The sequence below is a fragment of the Microbispora sp. H11081 genome (assembly GCF_012999535.1).
In the GTDB taxonomy this organism is placed as follows: domain Bacteria; phylum Actinomycetota; class Actinomycetes; order Streptosporangiales; family Streptosporangiaceae; genus Microbispora.
In genome coordinates, this window is sequence record NZ_JABBWV010000016.1 from 1 (window position 1) to 20984 (window position 20984).

The following is a 20984-nucleotide window of genomic DNA, read 5'->3' on the forward strand; positions in this document are numbered from 1 at the left end:
GATCAGACCAAGAAGAATGTGCTCAGTACCGATGTAGTTGTGGTTGAGCATCCTGGCCTCTTCCTGAGCCAGAACGACAACCCGCCGCGCACGGTCGGTGAACCTCTCGAACATCTCGTCGCTCCTCGCTGCGGCGTGACCCTACAATCGGAGTCTCCACTTCGGTTCTAGGCTATGAAGCGGCGAATCCGGATGTCAATCGAGGCGTGGGAGAGCCGAGGGATGCCGAACCACCAGAGCGTTCCCGGACCGGACACCTCCGCAGGACCGGTGCGAGCGCTACGCGCCGACGCCCAGCGCAACCGGGCGCGCATCCTGGAGGCCGCCGAGGCCGTGTTCGCCGCCAAGGGCCCCTCCGCCTCCACCGAGGAGATCGCGCAGAAGGCCGGGGTCGGGATCGGGACCGTCTTCCGGCACTTCCCCACCAAGGAGTCCCTGCTCAAGGCGATCATGCACGAGGTCGCCGTACGGCTGGCCGAGGAGACCCGTACGCTCGCGGCGGAAGGCGACCCCGCCACCGCGTTCTTCACCTTCTTCAGCCGCACCGTCGAGCAGGCCGCGGAACAGAAGACCGTCGTCGACCTGCTCGCCCAGGCCGGCATCCCGGTCACCGTCGCCAAGCCCGTACTCGCCCTGCGCGAGGCCGTCGAGGTGCTCGTCGGCAAGGCCCAGCAGGCCGGCGCCGTACGGTCCGACGTGCGCGTGCCGGAGGTCATGGCCCTGCTGATCGGCCTGTGCCAGGCGTCCCTGCACACCCGGTGGGGGCCCGATCTGCGCGCCCGTACGCTCGCGATCGTCTTCGCGGGCCTGCGCCCCGCCGCCTCGGCAAGCTGACCCCCGCCTCCAGACGCTCACACGAAACCGCAGGTCACCGGCGTGGCGGGCACGCGGTGTGATCTAACGGGCCGCACAGCCGCAATGATTGGCTTCCGGACGGCGCCGATGACCTCGCGGTGATGGAGGCGCCGGCACCGGTCACCGTTGTCAGAGAGGAGACGACGTGCGGCGCCAGGACGAGGCCGAAGATCTGGTCCAGTTGCTCACGCCCGAAGGCGAGCGTGTGGCGCATCCCGAGTACGACCTGGATCTGTCGAAGAGCCAGTATCGGGGGCTGTATCGCGACATGACGCTGGTGCGCCGGGTCGACCGGGAGGCCTTCGCCCTCCAGCGTCTCGGCGAACTGGGGATGTGGATCCCCAGTCTGGGGCAGGAGGCGGCCCAGATCGGTTCCGGCCGGGCGCTCGCGCCGGACGACCACGTCTTCCCCTCCTACCGGGAGCACGGCGTGGCCTGGTGCCGCGGCATCGCCCCCCTCACGCTCATGGGGATGCTGCGGGGCACGACGAACGGCGGCTGGGACCCCAGGGAGACGCGCTTCCACCTCTACACGATCGTGCTCGGCGCGCAGACGCTGCACGCCGTGGGGTACGCCATGGGGGTACGCAGGGACGGCGACGACTCGGCCGTCGTGGCCTACTTCGGCGACGGCGCGGCGAGCGAGGGGGACGTCAACGAGGCGTTCAACTTCGCGGCCGTGTTCGACGCGCCGGTGGTGTTCTTCTGCCAGAACAACCAGTGGGCCATCTCCCACCCCGCAGGGCGGCAGAGCCGGGCGCCCATCTTCGAGCGCGCGCGGGGCTTCGGCTTCCCCGGCGTACGGGTGGACGGCAACGACGTGCTGGCCTGCCTCGCCGTGACGAAGGCGGCGCTGCGGCACGCCCGCTCCGGAGGCGGGCCGTTCCTCATCGAGGCGTACACCTACCGGATGGGCCCGCACACCACCTCCGACGACCCGGGGCGCTACCGGCCCGCCGGTGAGGTGGACGCGTGGCGGGAGAAGGACCCGATCGCGCGCCTGCGGGCGTACCTGCTGCGGGAGGGCATGGCCGACGACGCGTTCTTCGCCGAGGTCGAGGAGGAGGGCGACCGGATCGCCCTCGAACTGCGCGACGGCGTCATCGCCATGCCCGATCCGCCGGTGGACGCCATGTTCGACCACGTCTACGCCGACCGGCACGCGCTCGTGGAGGAGGAGCGGGCCTGGTACGCCGCCTATCTCGACCGCTTCGAGGACCACGGCGCGTGACCTGGCGGGCCTGACGTCGCGACGGACACCCCGGTACGGCCGACCATGCGCCACATGCCGACCCGTACGGGCACGCCGGGAGACGCGTGCACGAGCGGGTCGTGGGCGGGCGCGGGCAGGCCGGCCGCTTCGAGCAGCCCCTGGTCCAGCCCGGACAGCCGGGCATGGTGCAGTGGCCAGCGCGGGTGTGCCACCTCGGCGGTCGCCAGACGGCCCGCGACCAGCGTGAAGAGCCGGTACCGCTCGACCAGGAAGTCCGCGAGGCCGTCCCGCTCGGCCTCGCCGAGCGCGGGGCCGAGGTCGACGTCGACGTCGCACCGCGCCCCGGAGGGGCCCGGCCACCGGCGCACGCAGCGGTAGCGCCGCCGCGACCCCTCGCCGGTCACCGACATGTCCGACCAGTAGTACGGCAGCCCGTACGCGGCCCGGGCGCCGAGCACCGCGGGCAGACTCCCGGCGTCCAGCGACAGGAACCACAGGCCGCGCCGCCCCTGGGCGTCCCGCGCGTAGGTGCGCACGTTGGTCTCGGGAAAGCGCGACAGCCCCGGCAGCGGCGGCACCCCCGGCGCCCGAACGCCGCGCATCAGGAACGGCGTGAGTCCTACGTACGCGGACCCCTCGAAGGTGTCGGCGGTGAGCCCGTCCGGCAGGAACGCCTCCACGATCTCGGGCGGATACCTCCAGTGGACGAAGGTGATGTCGGACCAGTGGTGGAGCATCACGGGACGCTCGACCCGTCCTGCCGTGGGGAAGACCATGCCCGGGTTGGAGACCATGCCGGGGTTGCTACCCAGGAGACCCATCGCGGCACGCGGTCCGCACCAGGCGTCGGCCGGCACAGGAACTTTCGCTATGCATGACGAAAGTTATCCAGCTTTCACTAGAACTATCTTCACAGATCGGCAAAAGGAGCTTACGTTCGGTGCGATCACCGCTTCCGAGGTGGATCTGTGAAGCGAGGTCACGCGCCCGGGATCGTGCCGGGCGTACCGCACCGACGAAGGGAACCTCCGCCATGCCCCCCAGGCGGCCGACCGATCGCCTAAGAAAACGGATCGCGCAGACCTGTGCCCTAGTCCTGGCCTTCCCTGGCCTGGCCGTGCTCACCCCGGCCGCGCCGGCCCAGGCACACACGGCGCCCGTCGACGCCGCCGACTACCAGCGCGTGGAGATGGCCAAGGGCGTCGCCGAGATGGGCGAGCCGATGACGATGAGCGTGCTGCCCGACCTGTCGGTGCTGCACACCGCGCGTGACGGAGTCCTGCGGCGCACCGACGCCCGCGGCGACACCACCGTGGTCGGCACGCTGAACGTCTACACCCACGACGAGGAGGGCCTCCAGGGGGTCGCGGCCGACCCGGGCTTCGCGACCAACCGGTTCGTCTACCTCTACTACGCCCCCCGCCTCGACACGCCCGACGGCGACGCCCCCGCCACCGCGTCCGACTTCTCGGCCTGGAAGGGTGTGAACCGGCTGTCCAGGTTCACGATCAAGCCCGACTGGACGCTGGACAAGTCCAGCGAGGTCAAGATCCTCGACGTGCCGGCCGACCGCGGCATCTGCTGCCACGTGGGCGGCGACATGGACTTCGACGCCGACGGCAACCTCTACCTGTCGACCGGCGACGACAGCAACCCCTTCGACTCGTCGGGCTACTCCCCCATCGACGAGCGGCCCGACCGCAACCCGGCGTACGACGCCCAGCGCACCTCCGGCAACACCAACGACCTGCGCGGCAAGATCCTGCGCATCAAGGTCGAGCCGGACGGCACCTACGACATCCCCGAGGGCAACCTGTTCCCGCCCGGCACCCCGGACACGCGGCCCGAGATCTACGCCATGGGCTTCCGCAACCCGTTCCGGATGAGCGTCGACAAGGCCACCGGCGTGGTCTACGTGGGCGACTACGGTCCCGACGCGGGCACCACGGACGCCAACCGCGGGCCGAGCGGCCAGGTCGAGTTCAACCGCGTCACCGGCCCAGGCAACTACGGCTGGCCGTACTGCACGGGCACCAACACCTCGGTCGAGACCTACAACAAGTTCACCTTCCCCTCCGGTCCCTCCGGAGCGAAGTACGACTGCGCCGGCGGGCCGGTCAACGCCTCCCCGCGCAACACCGGGCAGCGCACGCTGCCGCCCGCGCAGCCCGCGTGGATCAGGTACGGCGGCGACGCCGGCTCTCCGCCCGAGTTCGGCGGCGGCTCCGAGTCGCCGATGGGCGGGCCTGTCTACCGCTACGACGCCGATCTGGAGTCCGCGGTCAAGTTCCCGCAGGACCTGGACGGCCACTTCTTCGCCGGTGAGCTCGGCCGCAGGTGGATCAAGGCGATCGACGTGAAGGCCGACGGCGCACGCGGCGACATCGCGGACTTCCCCTGGACCGGCACCCAGGTGATGGACCTGGAGTTCGGCCCGGACGGCGCGTTGTACGTACTCGACTACGGCACCGGCTACTTCAACGGCGACGCCAACTCGGCGCTGTACCGCTTCGAGTACATCAAGGGCCGCGACCGTTCCCCGATCGCCGTGGCCAAGGCCGACAAGACGTCGGGCGAGACGCCTCTCACGGTCACGTTCTCCTCGGCCGGCTCCACCGACCCCGAGGGCGCCACGCTCACCTACGCCTGGGACTTCGGCGACGGCACCACCTCCACCGAGGCGAACCCGGTCAAGACGTACGACAAGGACGGCACGTACACCGCGACGCTCACCGTGCGCGACCCCGGGGGCAACAGCGGCAGCGCGAGCGTGGTCGTCACGGCGGGCAACACCGCGCCGGCCGTGACCATCGAGACGCCCGTGGCCGGCAGCCTGTTCCAGTGGGGCGATCCGGTGCCCTTCTCGATCAAGGTCACCGACCCGGAGGACGGCGAGATCGACTGCTCGAAGGTCAAGATGACCTACGTGCTCGGCCACGACAGCCACGGCCACCAGATCTCCTCGAAGACCGGCTGCTCTGGAGAGCTGACCATCCCGGTCGACGGCGAGCACGACGACGCGGCGAACATCTTCGCGGTGTTCGACGCCGAATACACCGACAAGGGCGGGTTGACCACCCACGCCCAGCACATCCTGCAGCCGCGGCACCGCCAGGCTGAGCACTACACCGCCTCCGAGGGCGTAAACCCGATCGGGAAGAGCAACGCGCACGGCGGCAAGACCGTGGGTGACATCAACGCGGGCGACTGGATCTCTTTCAAGCCCTACGAACTGAGCAAGGCCAAGGGGATCACCGCCCGAGTCTCCTCCGGCGGGAAGGGCGGCACCCTGGAGGTGCGCGCGGGGTCGCGGACCGGCACCCTGCTGGGCAAGGTGAGCGTGCCCGTCACCGGCGGCTGGGAGACGTTCACCGACGTGTCCGCGCCGCTGTCGAACGCCCCGGCCGGGACGACAGAGCTCTTCCTGGTCTTCCAGGGCCACGACGGCGCGTTGTTCGACCTGGACGACTTCACGCTGACGGCCGAGCCGCCGGCCGGCGCGAGCCCGGCACCGATCGTCGGCGCCGGCGGCCTGTGCCTCGACGTCGCGAACGCCGACCCCGCCAACGGCACCAAGGTGCAACTCTACGAGTGCAACGGGACCGGGGCGCAGGTCTGGACCGCCAGCGGCGACACCCTCCGCTCGCTCGGCAAGTGCCTCGACGTGTCCAACGGCGGCACCGCTGACGGCACGCGGGTGCAGATCTGGGACTGCGTCTCCGGCGTCGGCGCGCAGATGTGGACCGTCGGAACGGACGGCACCATCAAGAACCCCCAGTCGGGCAAGTGCCTCGACGCGACCGACCCCGCCCAGATCGTCATCAGGACGTGTGACGGCCGCGCCGCGCAGAAGTGGACGACGGCGACCCCGGGCGGCGCCGAGGGCGAGGTCCTGGTCTTCTCCCGTACGGCCGGCTTCCGGCACGACTCGATCCCGGCGGGCGTACAGGCGATCAAGGACCTGGGCTTCACGGTCACCGCGACCGAGGACCCCGCCGTCTTCACCGCCGAGAACCTGGCGAAGTATAAGGCCGTGGTGTTCCTCAGCACCACGGGCGACGTGCTGAACGACGCCCAGCAGGCGGCCTTCGAGGCGTACGTCAAGGCGGGCGGCGGCTACGCCGGCATCCACGCGGCGGCGGACACCGAGTATGACTGGCCGTTCTACGGCGGCCTGGTCGGAGCGTGGTTCGCCTCCCACCCCGCCGTACAGCAGGCGACCGTGAAGGTGGAGGACCGGGCGCACCCGGCGACCGCCCACCTCGGGCCGACGTGGACGCGTACCGACGAGTGGTACGACTACCGGACCAACGCCCGCAGCACCGCGCACGTGCTGGCCACGCTCGACGAGAAGTCGTACTCGGGCGGGAAGATGGGCGACGACCACCCGATCGCCTGGTGCAAGGAGTATCAGGGCGGCCGGTCGTTCTACACGGGCGGCGGGCACACGGCGTCCTCCTTCTCCGAGCCGGAGTTCCGGCAGCACCTGCTCGGCGGCATCAGGTACGCCATGGGCGACGTCAAGGCCGACTGCCGTCCCGAGACCGGCTACACGACGCTCTACGACGGCAGCACCACCGGCTGGGAGCAGGCCGGGCCCGGCGGATTCACCAACACCGACGGCACCCTGACCTCCCACGGCGGCCTGGGGCTGTTCTGGTACAAGGCGAAGGAGTTCCGCTCCTACTCGCTCAAGCTCGACTGGAAGATGCGCGGCGACGACAACGCGGGCGTCTTCGTCGGCTTCCCCGCCTCGGACGACCCGTGGTCGGCGGTCGACAACGGTTACGAGATCCAGATCGACGCCACGGACGCCCCGGAGAGGACGACCGGGTCGGTCTACGGCTTCCAGTCGGCGGACCTGGCGGCCCGGGACGCCGCGCTCAACCCGCCGGGGCAGTGGAACACCTACGAGATCCGCGTGGAGGGCGAGCGCCTGCAGATCTTCCTGAACGGCGTGAAGATCAACGACTTCCTCAACACCGACCCGAAGCGGTCCCTCCAGCAGGGCCACGTGGGCATCCAGAACCACGGCGACGGCGACGAGGTGGCGTTCCGGAACATCCGTATCAAGGAGCTCGGCGCGTCGGAGGGCGACGTCACCATCCAGGCCGAGAGCTGGACCGAGGCGAACGGCGTCGACACCTACCCCCACGCCCCCGCGCACGGCGGCACCGTGCTCGGCTACGTCAACCCCGGCGACTGGGCGGCGTACGACGGCGTGGACCTCACCGGCGTCACCCGCTTCACGGCCCGGGTGGCCTCCCCCGCGCCCAGCGGCGGCTTCGAGATCAGGACCGGTTCACCGACCGGCCCCGTGCTCGGCACCGTCACCGTGCCGAACACCGGCGGGTGGGAGTCGTACACGGACGTCTCGACGCCGCTCACGAACGTCCCCTCCGGGAGCGTGAAGCTCTACCTGGTGTTCACCGGGGCGGACTTCGACGTGGACGACTTCACGCTCGTCCGCGGCCGGGGCGACTCGCCGGAGGTCAAGCTGACCGTGACAGCTTCGTCCCGCTGTATCGGCACCTCGGCGTACCTCGCCGTGACGGCCGTGAACGACGGCGACGCGCCGGCCACTGTCACGCTGACCACTCCGTACGGTGCCAAGACCGTGGCCGACGTGGCTCCGGGCAAGCAGGCGTACCAGTCCTTCAACACCCGGGCCGGGCAGATCGGCGCGGGCACGGTGACCGTGAAGGGGACCGCGACGATCGACGGCAAGCAGGTCACCTCGTCCTACGAGGCGGCCTACGCCGCGGCCGGCTGCCGCTGAGCTGCCTATCCGCGGCCGGCTGCCGCCGACCGCACCGGCGGTGACCACGGTCCCCACGACGAGGACACCGCTCTAGCACAACCGGGGCCGACCGGCCGAACAGCCGGCCGGCCCCGGCGCGTTTCCGTTTCTGGCTCGCCCGCGTCAGGTCTCCGCGAAGCGCGGAATACTCCCGGCGGAGTAGCCGTACCCCGGTCGGAGGAGGACCGAGGTGCGTGCGGCCGTACGACGCGGCGCGGACGCGACCCGCCCTAGCGTTGCGGCGTCACCAGTCCCTCGTGAAAGGGCCCGCATGGCCGCATCCCTCACAGTGCCCGCGCCCGCCTCCGCTCGCCCTTCGAGCCGGGGTCGCCGGACCGGCTGGATCGCCGACGTCGCGCTCGCCGCTCTCACCGTGGTCCTCTTCGTGGCCGTCGCCCTCGCCACCGGCGTACGGCGACCATGGGACGGCGTTATCCCAGTCGCCCTTGTCCTCGGCGCGCTCCTGCTCGTCCGGCGCCGGTGGCCGATGACCGTGCTGCTGCTGTCGGTCGCCGCCGTCTTCGCCTACCACTGGGGGCATCCGTCGCCCGCCGGGTGGATCTGGCCGGTGGCGGCGGCCTACTTCACCGCGGCCGCCGCCTCCCGCACGCGCTGGGTGGTCGCCGTCGGCGTCGCCCAGCTCGTCTACTCCGCCGTCGACGCCTCGGGGATCGCCGGCCGGAACCTGACCCGCTACCTCGTCCACACCCTCGGCGAGGGGCTGCTGCTCGCGGCCCTCGTCGCGGCGGGACTCGCCTACGCCGCGTCGCTGCGGCGGCGCGACCTGCTGCGGGAGGCCGAGTATCGCGCCCGCGCCGCGGAGGAGCGCCTGAGCGTCGCCCGCGAGGTGCACGACATCGTCGCGCACACGCTGGCCGTCGTCGGCGTCCACCTCAACGTCGCCGCCGACACCCTGCGGGAGGAGCCGGCCGAGGCGGCCGCCGCGCTGGGCCTGGCCCAGGACGTCAGGAACCGGGCGATGAAGGACCTCAACGCGCTCATCGCCGTCCTGCGGGAGGACCCCGCCGGCACCGCGCCCCAGCCCGACGCGTCCTCCATCGGCGTGCTCGTCGCGGACGCCCGCGCCGCCGGGCTCGACGTCACCCTTCACGAACACGGGGACCTGTCCACGATCCCAGCGACCGCCTCCGTCGCGGTTCACCGCATCGTGCAGGAGGCCCTCGCCAACACGCTCAGGCATTCGGGGGCCACCATGGCCGAGGTGACGGTCGATCGCCGCCCGCGTTCGGTCACGGTCGAGATCGCCGACGACGGCAAGGGCGATCCATCCGGCGGCGTCACCGAGGGAAACGGCCTCACCGGCATGCGCGAGCGGGTGCGCGCCCTCGGCGGGACGCTCACCGCCGGTCCTGCGCCGACAGGCTTCGCCGTGCGGGCCGAGATCCCTGTGGCAGGCTCACCGGAGTGACGATCAGAGTGCTCCTCGCCGACGACCAGGCGCTCGTACGCGCGGGCTTCCGCAGCCTGCTGGCCCGCACGCGGGACGTGGCCGTCGTCGGGGAGGCCGCCGACGGCGCCGAGGCCGTGCGGCTGGCCGAGAGCACCCGCCCCGACGTCGTCCTCATGGACATCCGCATGCCGGGTACGGACGGCATCACGGCCACCCGGAGCATCGTCGAGGGCCAGGACTGCCGGGTCGTCATCCTCACCACCTTCGACACCGACGAGCACGTCTTCGCCGCTCTGCGGGCCGGAGCCAGCGGTTTCCTGACCAAGGACGTCGAACCGGCCGAGCTGCGCCGCGCGGTGACCGCAGTGGCCGCCGGCGACGCGCTCCTGTCCCCCGGGGTCACCCGCCGCGTCATCGAGCGGTTCGCCCGGCGGCAGGACCTCGCGCCCGACGCCGGGAAGCGGCTGGACGCCCTCACCACACGTGAGCTGGAGGTGGTGCGGCTCGTCGCGCTCGGCATGTCCAACGGCGAGATCGCCGAGCGCCTCGTCATCAGCCCTCTGACCGCCAAGACCCACGTCACCAGGGCCATAGCCAAGCTGGACGTCCGCGACCGGGTCCAGCTCGTCATCCTCGCCTACGAGAGCGGCCTGGTACGCCCCGGTGGCTAAGGCCTCGGGCCGTCGTGGTGCCGGATCCGATGCCCGCCCGCCTCACAGCGAGGTCGGCAGCGGCCCACCGTGCCAGGCCATCGCGTCGCCGAAGGCGGCGAAGAGATCGACCTCGCCGCCTTCGGCCTCGGCGTAGGCGCGGTGCAGGTTGAGCACCAGGCGCTCGGCGTCCGCCCATCCGGCGAACTCGCCCAGGTCGGCGGCCTGCGCGGCGGCCAGCGGGGTGAGCCCGTTCTCACGTCCTGCCTGGGCGGTGTCGAGGACGAAGCGGTAGTACCGCTCGTGCGCCGCCAGCACGTCCGGTAGATCCGACGCCGTTGCGAGCGGCCCATGTCCCGGCACGACGTGCTCGGGTTCGAAGGCGGCCAGCCAGTCCAGCGACCGCAACGCCCCCTCGACCGACCCCATCAGCACCATCGGGGTGAGGCCGTTGAACAGCAGATCCCCCGCGAACAGCACGCGCTCGCCGGGAAGCCACGCCACCACGTCCCCGGGGGTGTGGGCGGCGTGACCGGGATGCCGCAGTTCGACCCGGCGCTTCCCCAGATGGACGGTCAGCTCGGAGGAGAAGACCACCGTCGGTGGGCGGCGCGTCACATGTCCCCAGTCGGGCACCGGAGTCCATATCGGCGGACATCCGTCGATGAGCGGATCGGCCAGCAACGCCTCTCTCATCGCCGCGTGCCCGAAGACGACCGTGTCGTCAGGAAGCAGGCTGTTGCCGTAGCAGTGGTCCCCGTGCTGATGGGTGTTCACCGCCATCCGGACCGGGGCGCCGCCGGTCGCCGCGGCGACCGCGCCGAGGAACCGCCGGGTGCGTGCCTCGGTCGCGCAGGTGTCGACGATCAGGACCCCGTCGTCGTCCGCCACGGCTCCGGCGTTGTTCAGCCACCATGTGCCGTCCGGCTGCACCCACGCGAAGATCCCCTGCGCCACCTCGTGCAACCTGGCTTCGCCGGTCCGCTCCATCATGCTCACTCATCCCCCTCGTCCGCTGGTGACCAGGGGACCTTACCGACAGGGCCGGTGCGCGCCGTCACCACGGGTCAGCCGGTGAGGAAGACCTGGCGCTCCGCGGCTCTGTCGTCGAACGCCTCCAGGCGGGCCTGCCCCTCGTCGGCGAGGACGTCCAGCATGGTGTGCAGCAGCGCGGTGCACAAAACCACGGGACCGGCGTGGGAGTCGAACGCGAAGTCCGAGCTCACCGGGGCCGGCAGGACCTCGTCCGCCAGTTCGGCGAGCCGGCCCACCGGCTGGTCGGTGACGAGGGCGACCTTCAGCCGGACGCGCCGCGCCCAGAGGAGCCCTTCCGCCAGCTCACGCGGGTAGCGCGGCAGGCCGATGGCGAGCACCCATTCCGCGCCCGACTCCGCCGCCCTGCCCAGCCGGTCCTCCAGGACCGAGCCCGGCACGTCCAGCACGCGTACGTCAGGGAGCACCTTCTCGGCGAGGTAGCCGAACAGATGCGCGAGCGGCGCGGAGATCCGCAGTCCCATGACCAGGAGCGGGCTCGACCTGGCCAGGCTTCCTGCTACCCGCCGGAGCTGGGCGGGATCCGCGAGGCCGTCGCGCAGCCGCTCCAGGTCGCGGATCTCGGAGTTGACGAGCTCCTGGATCTCGTTGAGCCGGCCGGCCGAGGTGTCCGGCGGCTGCTCGGCGAACACGGACATGCGCAGCGCATCCCGGAACTCGGGGAACCCGCGGAACCCGAGCGCGGCGGCGAAGCGGGTGACCGACGGCTGGCTGACTCCGGCGCGCTCGGCGAGGTCCGCGCTGGTGAAGAAGACGGCCTCCTGCGCGTTGTCCAGCAGGTAGCGCGCGATCCTGCGCTGGGACGGAGAGAACCGGTGGCCGGCGAAGAGCGCCCGCAGGTTCGCGGCGATCCGGGAGGCGTCCAGCACGGCGAGCGATCGGCCTGTCTCCGGGACGTTCCTCATCGTGGAACACTTCCCTTCCTCGTGGAGTGAGGGGACCTGCCTCCTGGGCCGGCCGCCTTACTCATGAATCGTGGAGCGCCCGCCGGGTGCAACGCCGCCGGGCGGCCCCCGTGGGGACCGCCCGGCTTCGCCGCTGCTGAGTGACGTCGGTCAGCTCTTCGGGCCGTTGCCGTTGAACCTCGTCTTGCACTGCTGCAGCCGCACGTCCACCTGCTCGCCCCTGTCGACGGTCACGTGCACCGTCTCGAGCACCTCGCCCGTCGGGCGGGCGCAGGTCAGCGTCCAGCTCTCCTTGACGAAGTTGCCCGGCCCGGTGGCGACGACCCCGGTCTCGGTGTACGCCGGGACCGGTCGTACGGACGGGTTGACGTGCCACTCGAACTTGCCGTTGGTCGGCGCGACCAGCGTCGACTCCAGGTGGGTGGGAACCCGCTGCGGCGGGTCAAGGACGTTGCCCGCCTGCCTGATCGGCGCGGTCCACAGGTCGAAGTCCTTGGTGATCTTCAGGACCGCGCCCTTCGGCGCCTTGCCGGTGATGACGGAGTGCCCGGCCGGGTCGGCCGCGTACTCCAGGGCCACCATGAACGCCTCGCGGTTCGACTTGCCCTCGTAGCGACCGGTGCCCGTGTAGTCCTCGATCACCTCGGGATAGGTGTTGTTGGTCGACTGGGTCCGCATGATCTCGAAGGTGAACCCGAGGCCGCGGGTCGCGTAGTACGACCAGTCCGGGGTCTCCCCGGTCGTCTCGTAGTCGTAGCCCGACTTCATGCCGGTGTAGCCGTTCTTGGCCGCCATCGCGTCGGTCAGGGCGGCGTAGACGGCCTCGTCCGGGGCGTCGCCCGCGCGCTTCTCCAGCGGCGGACGGAGGAGGGTGTGGCCGGAGGTGTGGTTCGTGATCAGGACCGTGACCTGGTTGTTCTTGGTCAGGTCCATGATGTTCTGCACTTCGGGCTCGGAGCCGGGGCCCGGCCCGCGGTTCGTCGCGTTCGAGCCGGCGTTGCTGCCCCAGCCGAAGGGGTAGTTGCGGTTGATGTCGACGCCGCCGCTGCTCGCGCACGTCGGGGAGACACCGCAGCTCGTACGCCGGTTGATGAGGAAGCCGTCGACGTTGACGACCGGCACGAAGATGACCCGCGCCTGGTCGAGCAGGCGCGTGACCTGGGGGTCCTTGCCGTCGTTGTTGACCAGGTCGTAGGCGAACTCCAGCGTGTGCTCCCCGGAGGGCCACTCGTTGCCGTGGTGCATGCCCATCATGAACAGGACCGGCTTGCCGTCGGCGGCGTCGACGTCGTGGCTGACCTCGATGCCGTACACCTCCCGGCCCTGGCGGGTCTTGTGCGGCAGCGTGATGTGCTTGACGACGCCGGGGTGCTCGGCGCTGAGCGCGAGCATCTCGTTGTTGTAGTCGGTGATGGTCCGGTAGGTGGTCCGCCCGCTGGGCAGGCTCGGCGCCTCCTGCTGGACGACGGCCTGGCTGTCCGCCTGCGTGGCGGCGCCGGCACCCGCGGCCGGAGCGACGAGAGTCGCCAGGAAACCGGCGCCGAGCGCCAGCGCGAGTACGCGTTTCCGGGCGGCAGAGGCAGTGGAGGGGGACGTGCCTCCTGAAGACATGCTGAAACCTTTCTCAGCCACGGAAGAGCGGGAAACGCGAGAGCTTCCTTTTCTCCGAGCCGTCTTTCGGCAGCGCGCGACATCCCCCGACTGTCGCTGACTGCAAATTTTCAGTAAGTCTGCGCGTTGAATGTTCACCTGTCAACTGCTGATCGTCGGCCTTCTCCGCACATCCGGGAAACGCGCGAGTGATTTCCGCACGCTGGACGAAATCCCGAGGTGCGAGAACGTCCTGCTCTCCCCCGCGCCGCCCCACGACGCGCCGCAGGGGCGCGGGAAGCTCCAAGGCGAAGGCACTCCGAGGGCCGGGGGCGCGGCTTCGCGCTCGCGGCGGCGTCGCCCGTCCCCCTCCTGGCCGACGCGCGCCCGCTCGACGCACATCGGAAGCCACACTCGACGCGCATCGGGAAAGAGGGCTCATCCGCGCGGGCTCGGCGAAATCACCAGACCGCGCTTCACTCCATCACCGACCGTGTTGTAAATGCCTTTGTCGATGACGACCAGGCAGCTGGTTAATTTTCCGGCAGGACAGCGCACAGACGTTCGTTGACTCGGCATCTGTCATTCACCTGTCGTTTCGCCGTTTTCCGAAACGGTGAGCGGAGAGCCCCGGGCCGGCGCGGTCGCGTCGCGTTCACCTCTCCCCGGTGTCGACGTAGATCACCGCGTGCTTCACGGCCACCGGGGTCCACGGCACGATGACGACAACGCCGTTCCGTTCGAAGACCCGTGCGTCCTCTCCGTCCGTGCCGTACTCCTGCGGCAACTCCGCCACCTCCTCCGCCTTGCCGGTGGCCGCGTCCAGGCGTACGAGCCGGGGAGGAAGCACGCGCCGGTCGCCGGCCTCCAGGGCGAGCAGGCCGTGCTCGTCGGCGCGGACGGGGGTCAGCATGCCGGGCGTCGTGCCGGACGACTGCCACACCTGCCTGCCGGTCTTGATGTCGAGGGCGAGGATCGCGTTGCCGGAACGCCCCGCTCCCGGCACGTTCTCAGGGAACGTCGCGAGGTAGAGGCGGTCGCCGTGCACCGCGTAGCGGCGCTGCTCGAACATCCCGTCCACGAACGCCACCTTGTTCATGGCGAGCATGTCCACCTTGCCGGTCGTGAACTCGCTGACCTTGCGGCCTCCGTCGTCGAGGACGGTGACGGTGTTCTTGTCGCCGTTCTCCTGGTTGACGATCAGCGGGTCGGCCGACAACATCGTGCTCATCAGCCGCAGATCACCCATTTTGTACTGCCATCCGGCCTTGCCGGTCTTCGGGTCGAGCACCAGCACGACGCCGGAATCTCCTCGGACGAAGCATTCGAGGAGCAGGGCCACCCGCGCCGCCGCCGCGTTCACGTCCTTCACGTGGCAGCCGTCGGGGAACTGGAAGGTCCACCGCTTGCCGCCGTCGGACAGCCGGTAGCCGGACAGCACGCGATTCGCGTAGACCACGGCCATGTCACCCGCGCTCATGATGCGGGGCGTGATGAGCAGGTTCGCCAGCCGGGACTTCTCCGCCGGGATCTTGATCTTCCACGTGATCTTCCCCGTCGCGGTGTCGATGCCGGCCAGGTGGTCGCACAACTGCCCGCTGCCGTACGCCACGGCGCCCTTGCCGCTCGCCAGGTCCGGTGTGGCGCCGCAGAGCTGCTCGCCGGGCGAGGGCGTGCCCCAGGCGCGCTTGCCCGAGGCCAGGTCGTAGGCGAGCACCCCGTCCCGCTGCACCCGGATCACCGTCGAGTCGCCGAGCCAGCTCGCGAACGCGAGCCCCTGGGTGAAGTCCATGCTGTCGGCGTTCGCGAGCGGGACCGACCACTCCTTGCCGCCGCCGGATCCGGTGGCGGAGCCTCCGCGCGCGACGAACCAGGCGGTTCCCGCGCCCACCGCGAGCAGCACCACCAGCCCGAGCGCGACGAACAGCGGCGTGGCGCCCCTGCGCCGGGACGTAGGCGGCTGTGGCTGTAGCGTGGGTCCCTGCGCGGGATGTACGGGAGCCGCGTAGCCCTGCTGCCCCGGGTACTGCTGCCCCGGGTACCCCTGGCCCGCGTAGCCATGGCCTGGATATCCCTGACCGGCGTAACCCTGTCCCGGATAGCCCTGCCCCGGATATCCCTGACTCGGCTGACCGTACGGAGCCGGGGCCGCGGGGGCGCCCGGACCCCAGGGCGCGGCCTGACCGGGTGGGCCAGGCTGGCCGTACGTGGGAGGGGTCTGCGGGCCCGGACCGGCCTGACCGGGCGGGGACGCGCCCCACGGCCCCTGACCACCCTGCTGCCCGTGCGCCTGTTGCCCATACGCGGGCCCGGGAGGCGGTGCCTGCCCATAAGCCTGCTGCCCGTACGCGGGCCCGGGAGGCGGTGCCTGCCCATAAGCCTGCTGACCCCCGTACGCCTGCTGCCCGTACGCGGGGCCGGGAGGCGGTGCCTGCCCGTACCCCTGCTGACCCCCGTACGCCTGCTGACTTGGGGCGGTGGGACTCCATCCGCCCGCTTCACCCGGATGTCCCTGGCCGGGGTGTGGCTGCTCCTGCCCGCCGGCCTGCGGCTGTGGCGGGCCGGAGCCGATGTACGGGTCTTCTCCTGCGTGCCGATCCGTCATGGCCGTCCCCCGATCACGCGAGCCGGGCGCGGACGTAGGCCGTCCACTGCCGCTCGAAGTTCGCCTTCGTCACCCCGAGCACCTGGAACAGGGCGGCCTCGCTGTCGTCGCCCGACGCCCGGTAGGCCGCGACCACGCCCTCGACCAGCTTCCGCTCGCCGTACTTCTCGGCGATGTACCGCATGGCCAGATGCCCCATGAAGTAGTAGGTGCTCGTCATCCCCTTGTAGTCCCACTGAACGTTGTCCGGCAGCGTGCCCCCGAAGGGCATGGCGAGCCGTCCCTCCAGGTAGGCGCGGCCCTCCGGGAGCCGCCGATCGTCGGTGACCGGCCGGTCGCGGCCGGCCATGTACTCGGCGAAGCCCTCGGTGATCCACTTCGCCCTGCCGAGGAAGCTGAAGCCGGCGCTGTCGAGCCCGGCGATCAGGGAGTGCGCCAGCTCGTGCTCGGAGATATCGGCGATTCCCTGGGTGTTATCGAAGAACTCGGTGGTCGTGTCCATCACGATGCGGGTGCCGCCGACCTTCACCGTGTCGTCTCCGACCTGCCAGCTCGGCATCGGGATGGAGACGCCGGCCTCCTCCGCCTTGGCGGTGCGGAACAGCTTGCCGAGCTGGGCCTGTCCCTCGACCAGTGCCACTACGAACCCGGACGGCACGGCGGCGTTCTGATCGCCGTTCTTGCGCCAGAAAGCGAAGTTCCTCGTGGCGGCGGCCGAGACGATCGGCGCGACGCGCCGGGCCAGGGCGGCGTCCTGCGGCCTGGCGAGGACGAGGCTGCTGCCCGCCTTGACCACCTCGATGTCCGGCCAGATGTCCCATGGTCCGGGGTAGTAGACCGTCTTCGACGCCTCGCCGCTGATCGGCGGCGGCGCGCCCGCCACCTTCGTCACGACGAGCGGCGCGTTCGGCGACGCCTTCTCGATGGTCCAGCGGTACCACTCGGCGACGGGGCGCAGGTCGATGCCGTCGAATCGGTGGACGAACGCGACGTCCTGCGTGAACTTCACGCCCCGCCCGAAACTGTCCTCGGCCCGGCCCTGGCGGCCCAGCTTCTGGTAGGACTTCTCGGCCAGCGGCATCTTGCGCAGGTTGGCGAAGACCCTCGCCTGACCGCGTACGAGGGCGGCGTTCTCCTGGTCGAAGATCGAGGTGAACGCCTTGGCGTCGCCGGAGGCCAGCGCCCTACTGTGCCCCTCGATCAGTTTGGCGATCTCCTCGTCCTTCACGACGACCGTGTTCGGGTCGGTGACGCCGTCATCCGTGACATCGCCACCGGAGCCTCCGCCCCGCAGGACCAGGCCCACCCCTGCGCCCACCGCGACGACGAGCACGAGGGACACGATGCCGAGAGTCACCCACAGCCCGGTCCTGCGTCCGGGAGCAGGAGGAGGAGGCGGCGGCGGAGGCTGCCACTGCCCTGGTGGCGGTCCGTACCCCCATTGCGGCGGAGGGGGCTGCGGTGCCGACTGCCACTGCGGCGGCTGAGGCGGATACTGCTGCTGATAATCGGGCCCCGTCGTCACTTCCGCCCCGTAATAATCAGAGTTACCGAAAGGTGTAAAGGGTATCAGCGGCCCATAAGCGCCCACTGGAACTTTTCCCACCACACTGCGTATTACTTCCGGATATGGCCTCTGACCAGGGATTACGTGCCGTGAGGGCGGATTACCCCGGACGTTCGCGAGCGCTCCGCACCGGTGCCGGCCATTCGCTCAACCAGCGATTCCGCGACGAGAGCCGAATGGAACGATCCACTTTCCGGAGTGCGGAAAGAAAACGCACCGGTCTGCTCGTCAGTCCCTGACCAGCAGACCCTCAAAGGTGACGTCGCCTTCGTGGCCGTCCCCTCGGTAGGCGAGCCCTTCCCCGGTCTGGATCAGGGTGATCCTGCCCGGGGTGCACGCGTCCAGCCTGAAGACGAGCGCCGTGGCCGAACTGCGGGTCAGCGTCAGGGTTCCCCGGCACGAGGTGTTGGTGTCCGTCCAGCTTCCGGAGCGCTTACCCGGCTGCAGCACGATCAGGACGTCGGTCTCGCTGGTTCCCACGAGCTCGTCGGGCTCCAGATGGCCTCCCCAGGTGCCGGCGAACGCGGCGGGAACCGTCCCGCCCGGCGTGGTCGAGGGCACTGGCGAGCCCTTCTGCGTCGCCGTGGGGTCCCCGCCGGCGTCCTCCGTGGTCCCGGTGTCGTCCTGGGTCGCGCCGTCGTCGTACGGGGTCGCGTCGTCGTACGGGGTCGCGCCGTCGTCCGTGACGGTTTCCCCCGGCGTGGTGTCGGCGGGCGGCGGTTGTGGTGAGCCGCCGCCCGGCGAGACGCTCGTCATGACGCCCTGCGTCGAGGAGGATGCCGTGCCGTCGGACAGCAGGCGCGGCCCCAGCACCGCCGCCGTGACCGCCACCGCGGCCACGGCGGCCACCACCCCGGCCACGATCCCGGCGCGGGAAGCCCTCCGGCCGCCCGTGGCGGTGGTCGCCACCTTGGTGTCCGGGGCCGACGGGCTCGTCCCGGCCGGACCGGCAGGCGGGAAGGCAGGGAGAATCGCGGTCGTCCCAGGTACGGCTTCCGGCCTGGTGGTCGCCGCGGCCGCGCCCGCCTGAAGCGGGTCTGGGGCGTGGCCGACGAGCTCCAGGAGCAGGTCGCGGGAGGCCGGCCGGCGGGCGGGATCCTTGGCGAGGCAGCGTTCGACCACCCCGCGCAGTGAGCGGGGCAGTGCCGAGGCGTCGGGCTCCGCGGTCAGGATCCGATGCATGACGGCGGGCACGGTGGCCGCGCCGAAGGCCGTACGCCCCGTGGCGGCGAAGACCATCGTGGCTCCCCACGCGAACACGTCGCAGGCGGGCGTGGCCGGGTCCCCGGCGATCTGCTCGGGAGCCAGGTAGGCCGGGGTGCCGATCGGCCCCGCCGTGATCGTGTCACTCGCGCCGTGCCTGGCGATGCCGAAGTCCACCACCCGGGGGCCGTCCGGCCCGAGCAGCACGTTGGCCGGTTTGAAGTCCCTGTGCACGATCCCGGCCGCGTGGATGGCCGCCAGCGCCGTCGCCGTGCCGACCGCGAGGCGTTCCAGCTCGCCGTCCCGCAGCGGACCGCCGGAGTCGACCCGCTGCTGCAGGGACGGCCCGTCGATGAACTCGCTCACGACGTACGGCGTCCGCCCGTCGACGACCGCGGTCAGCACCCGGGCGGTGCAGAAGGGCGCGACTCCGCGCATCGCGTCGAGCTCCCGGACCAGCCGTTCCCGCACCGACGAGTCGAGCCCCGACTTGAGCACCTTCACCGCGACCTGTTCCCCGCGTGGCGACCGGCCGAGGAACACCACCCCCTGGCCGCCCTCGCCGAGCCGTCCCCCGAGCGTGAACTCACCCAGTGCGCGCGGGTCGCCGGGCTCCAAAGGGGTGACCATGACACCGAACCCTAGTGCGCTGTCCACCGACATTCACCGGGCTTGAGGGAGCGGAGCGGAAGGGAGCGAGGACCGCAGCGAAGGCCCAGCGGAGCGGGCTTCGCGAGGACCGGAGGTTCCTTCCGGCGCAGTGACCGACCCGGCCAAGGGTGCGTGACGGGCCACTAGCGACGCGGTACGCCTCACGGCGACGGGTCCGAGGCGCCGCCGGAACCGCTCACGCCGGACCATGCGGGTAACCCCCGAACCGTGGGTCCGGGGGTTGTCCGCCTCGTGAGCCCTTACTGCGAGAGACCGGAGACAGCCGTCACCCGGAGGCGGTGGTCAGGTCGACGATGTTGCTCTTGTAGAGCGTCGTTCCGCCCGTCTGGGCGTCCCACCACTTGAGCCGGGCCTGGTACGCCGTCCTCGGCTGCAGGCCGCTCCTCGTGCACGTGATCGTCCGGGGGTTGCCGGCGACGTACTGCCGGGGGCCTTCCGAGAACTGCCCTTCCGTGGCCGTGGCCCACGACGCGCAGGAGACCCAGCCGCTCTGCTGCGCCGGGTCGACCCGGGTCGTCCACTCGATCGTGGTCGCCGTCGGCGCCGCCGGTCCTGCGGACGTGGTCATCACCGGAGTGCCGGCGAACAGCGCGCCGCTCACCGCCCCGGCCCATGCCTGGATGCTCGCGTTGTCACCGACCAGGTCATACTGCGGCCACAGGGCGGAGTCGTAGTAGGTGACGAAGCGCGCGTCGGCCGTGTTCCGCATCCACTTCGCGATGTCCCGCAGCATCGCCGGACGGTTGGCGTGGTCCCGCACCCCGAGTTCCGCCACGGCGTACGGCTTGTTCTGCGACCGGGCGATCTCCAGGGCAGGACGGCTCGCGTTGTGCGCGGCCATGGTCTCGGCGCTCGCCTCGTCGAAGCCGTACACGTCCCACGCCATGACGTCGACGTACGCGGAGCCGGGATAGTAGTCCTCCCACTGCCTGCCGCTGGCCTTGGTGAGCGTGTAGTCCATCAGGATGGTGGTGGCGAACAGCCGTGCGTTCCCCGCTTCGTCGGCGAGGCTGTCGATGCGCCGCCACGCCGACTTGTACTCCTCGGCGGTGAAGTGCCCGTCGCGGATGTCGTCCTCCGGCTCGTGGTAGAAGCACCAGAAGATGTCCCGGTCCCGGGGCGCGCTCGCGAACCACGAACGCAGGTACGCGTCGTACTTCCCCGCCAGCACGTCCTTCGGTTTGTACTTGAACGACACGACGGTCGTCCGGCCAGGGGTGTTCAGCCTCACGTCGGTCCACGCCGCCGGACCGTCGGTGAAGAAGACGCGCAGGGCCGGGAGCTTCCCGTACCGCGCGTCGGCGGCCGCCAGCGCCTGGGCGAACGTCTGCCCCGACGGTTGGTTGACGGAGGCGCCGAAGGCCGTCGGTGTGTCCGCGTTCGCCGGCGCCTGCGGACCGAACAGCACGGCCGTTACGGCGACGACCGCCGCGACTATTCGCCTCAAAGTTGTTCCTTTC

Annotated in this window: 14 protein-coding genes; 5 read left to right on the plus strand and 9 right to left on the minus strand. The window is 70.8% G+C overall.

The window, feature by feature from the left end; translation table 11 throughout:
- The coding region (locus HHX31_RS36050) for a Clp protease N-terminal domain-containing protein (protein WP_018793523.1) at positions 1 to 114 on the minus strand (114 nt) is incomplete at its 3' end.
- Between the two features lie 108 nt (positions 115 to 222).
- On the opposite strand from HHX31_RS36050, the gene HHX31_RS28765 reads away from it, so the two are divergent.
- Positions 223 to 834 (plus strand): TetR/AcrR family transcriptional regulator, encoded by a 612-nt coding sequence (locus tag HHX31_RS28765; protein ID WP_169952058.1) that lies wholly within the window; start codon positions 223 to 225, stop codon positions 832 to 834.
- Between the two features lie 166 nt (positions 835 to 1000).
- Complete coding sequence (gene pdhA / locus HHX31_RS28770; RefSeq protein ID WP_169952060.1) at positions 1001 to 2086, plus strand: pyruvate dehydrogenase (acetyl-transferring) E1 component subunit alpha; 1086 nt, start codon at positions 1001 to 1003, stop codon at positions 2084 to 2086.
- Here the strand turns inward: pdhA and HHX31_RS28775 are convergent.
- Positions 2053 to 2889: a YqjF family protein gene (locus HHX31_RS28775; RefSeq protein ID WP_211590471.1), complete on the minus strand. Its 837-nt coding sequence runs from the start codon at positions 2887 to 2889 to the stop codon at positions 2053 to 2055. The genes pdhA and HHX31_RS28775 overlap by 34 nt on opposite strands.
- A gap of 212 nt (positions 2890 to 3101) precedes the next feature.
- Between HHX31_RS28775 and HHX31_RS35845 the strand changes: the two genes are divergently transcribed.
- The 3 genes from HHX31_RS35845 (at position 3102) to HHX31_RS28790 (ending at position 9950) form a co-directional block, all read left to right on the plus strand.
- A complete protein-coding gene (locus HHX31_RS35845) occupies positions 3102 to 7847 on the plus strand; it encodes a ThuA domain-containing protein (protein WP_169952062.1) in 4746 nt (1581 codons plus the stop codon).
- A gap of 292 nt (positions 7848 to 8139) precedes the next feature.
- Positions 8140 to 9297, plus strand: a complete 1158-nt coding sequence (locus HHX31_RS28785; protein ID WP_169952064.1) for a sensor histidine kinase — start codon at positions 8140 to 8142, stop codon at positions 9295 to 9297.
- Complete coding sequence (locus HHX31_RS28790; RefSeq protein ID WP_169952066.1) at positions 9294 to 9950, plus strand: response regulator transcription factor; 657 nt, start codon at positions 9294 to 9296, stop codon at positions 9948 to 9950. Before HHX31_RS28785 ends, HHX31_RS28790 begins: the two co-directional genes overlap by 4 nt.
- Positions 9951 to 9992: 42 nt before the next feature.
- On the opposite strand, the gene HHX31_RS28795 is transcribed toward HHX31_RS28790, so the two are convergent.
- The 7 genes from HHX31_RS28795 to HHX31_RS28825 all read right to left on the minus strand — a co-directional run bounded on the left by HHX31_RS28795 (position 9993) and on the right by HHX31_RS28825 (position 20971).
- A complete protein-coding gene (locus HHX31_RS28795) occupies positions 9993 to 10922 on the minus strand; it encodes an MBL fold metallo-hydrolase (protein ID WP_169952068.1) in 930 nt (309 codons plus the stop codon).
- 74 nt (positions 10923 to 10996) lie between these two features.
- Entirely contained in the window at positions 10997 to 11887 is an 891-nt protein-coding gene (locus HHX31_RS28800) for a MurR/RpiR family transcriptional regulator (protein ID WP_169952070.1), read from the minus strand.
- Between the two features lie 150 nt (positions 11888 to 12037).
- Positions 12038 to 13498, minus strand: a complete 1461-nt coding sequence (locus HHX31_RS28805) for a M14 family zinc carboxypeptidase (RefSeq protein ID WP_169952072.1) — start codon at positions 13496 to 13498, stop codon at positions 12038 to 12040.
- A 634-nt stretch (positions 13499 to 14132) separates the two neighbouring features.
- Positions 14133 to 15383, minus strand: a complete 1251-nt coding sequence (locus HHX31_RS28810) for a PQQ-binding-like beta-propeller repeat protein (protein WP_169952074.1) — start codon at positions 15381 to 15383, stop codon at positions 14133 to 14135.
- Positions 15384 to 16095: 712 nt separating this feature from the next.
- Positions 16096 to 17439: a hypothetical protein gene (locus tag HHX31_RS28815; RefSeq protein ID WP_169952076.1), complete on the minus strand. Its 1344-nt coding sequence runs from the start codon at positions 17437 to 17439 to the stop codon at positions 16096 to 16098.
- 438 nt (positions 17440 to 17877) lie between these two features.
- On the minus strand, positions 17878 to 19482 hold the full coding sequence (locus HHX31_RS33875) for a serine/threonine-protein kinase (protein ID WP_211590472.1): 1605 nt from the start codon (positions 19480 to 19482) through the stop codon (positions 17878 to 17880).
- A 307-nt stretch (positions 19483 to 19789) separates the two neighbouring features.
- Complete coding sequence (locus tag HHX31_RS28825) at positions 19790 to 20971, minus strand: glycosyl hydrolase (RefSeq protein ID WP_169952078.1); 1182 nt, start codon at positions 20969 to 20971, stop codon at positions 19790 to 19792.
- Positions 20972 to 20984 lie beyond the last annotated feature (13 nt).

Excerpts from the sequence above, each read along its gene's own strand:
- HHX31_RS35845 (WP_169952062.1), top strand. The coding sequence starts at position 3,102 with ATGCCCCCCAGGCGGCCGACCGATCGCCTAAGAAAACGGATCGCGCAG.
- HHX31_RS28805 (WP_169952072.1), bottom strand. The coding sequence starts at position 13,498 with ATGTCTTCAGGAGGCACGTCCCCCTCCACTGCCTCTGCCGCCCGGAAA.
- HHX31_RS28795 (WP_169952068.1), bottom strand. The coding sequence starts at position 10,922 with ATGATGGAGCGGACCGGCGAAGCCAGGTTGCACGAGGTGGCGCAGGGG.
- HHX31_RS28800 (WP_169952070.1), bottom strand. The coding sequence starts at position 11,887 with ATGAGGAACGTCCCGGAGACAGGCCGATCGCTCGCCGTGCTGGACGCC.
- HHX31_RS28765 (WP_169952058.1), top strand. The coding sequence starts at position 223 with ATGCCGAACCACCAGAGCGTTCCCGGACCGGACACCTCCGCAGGACCG.
- HHX31_RS28775 (WP_211590471.1), bottom strand. The coding sequence starts at position 2,889 with ATGGGTCTCCTGGGTAGCAACCCCGGCATGGTCTCCAACCCGGGCATG.
- HHX31_RS33875 (WP_211590472.1), bottom strand. The coding sequence starts at position 19,482 with ATGGTCACCCCTTTGGAGCCCGGCGACCCGCGCGCACTGGGTGAGTTC.
- HHX31_RS28785 (WP_169952064.1), top strand. The coding sequence starts at position 8,140 with ATGGCCGCATCCCTCACAGTGCCCGCGCCCGCCTCCGCTCGCCCTTCG.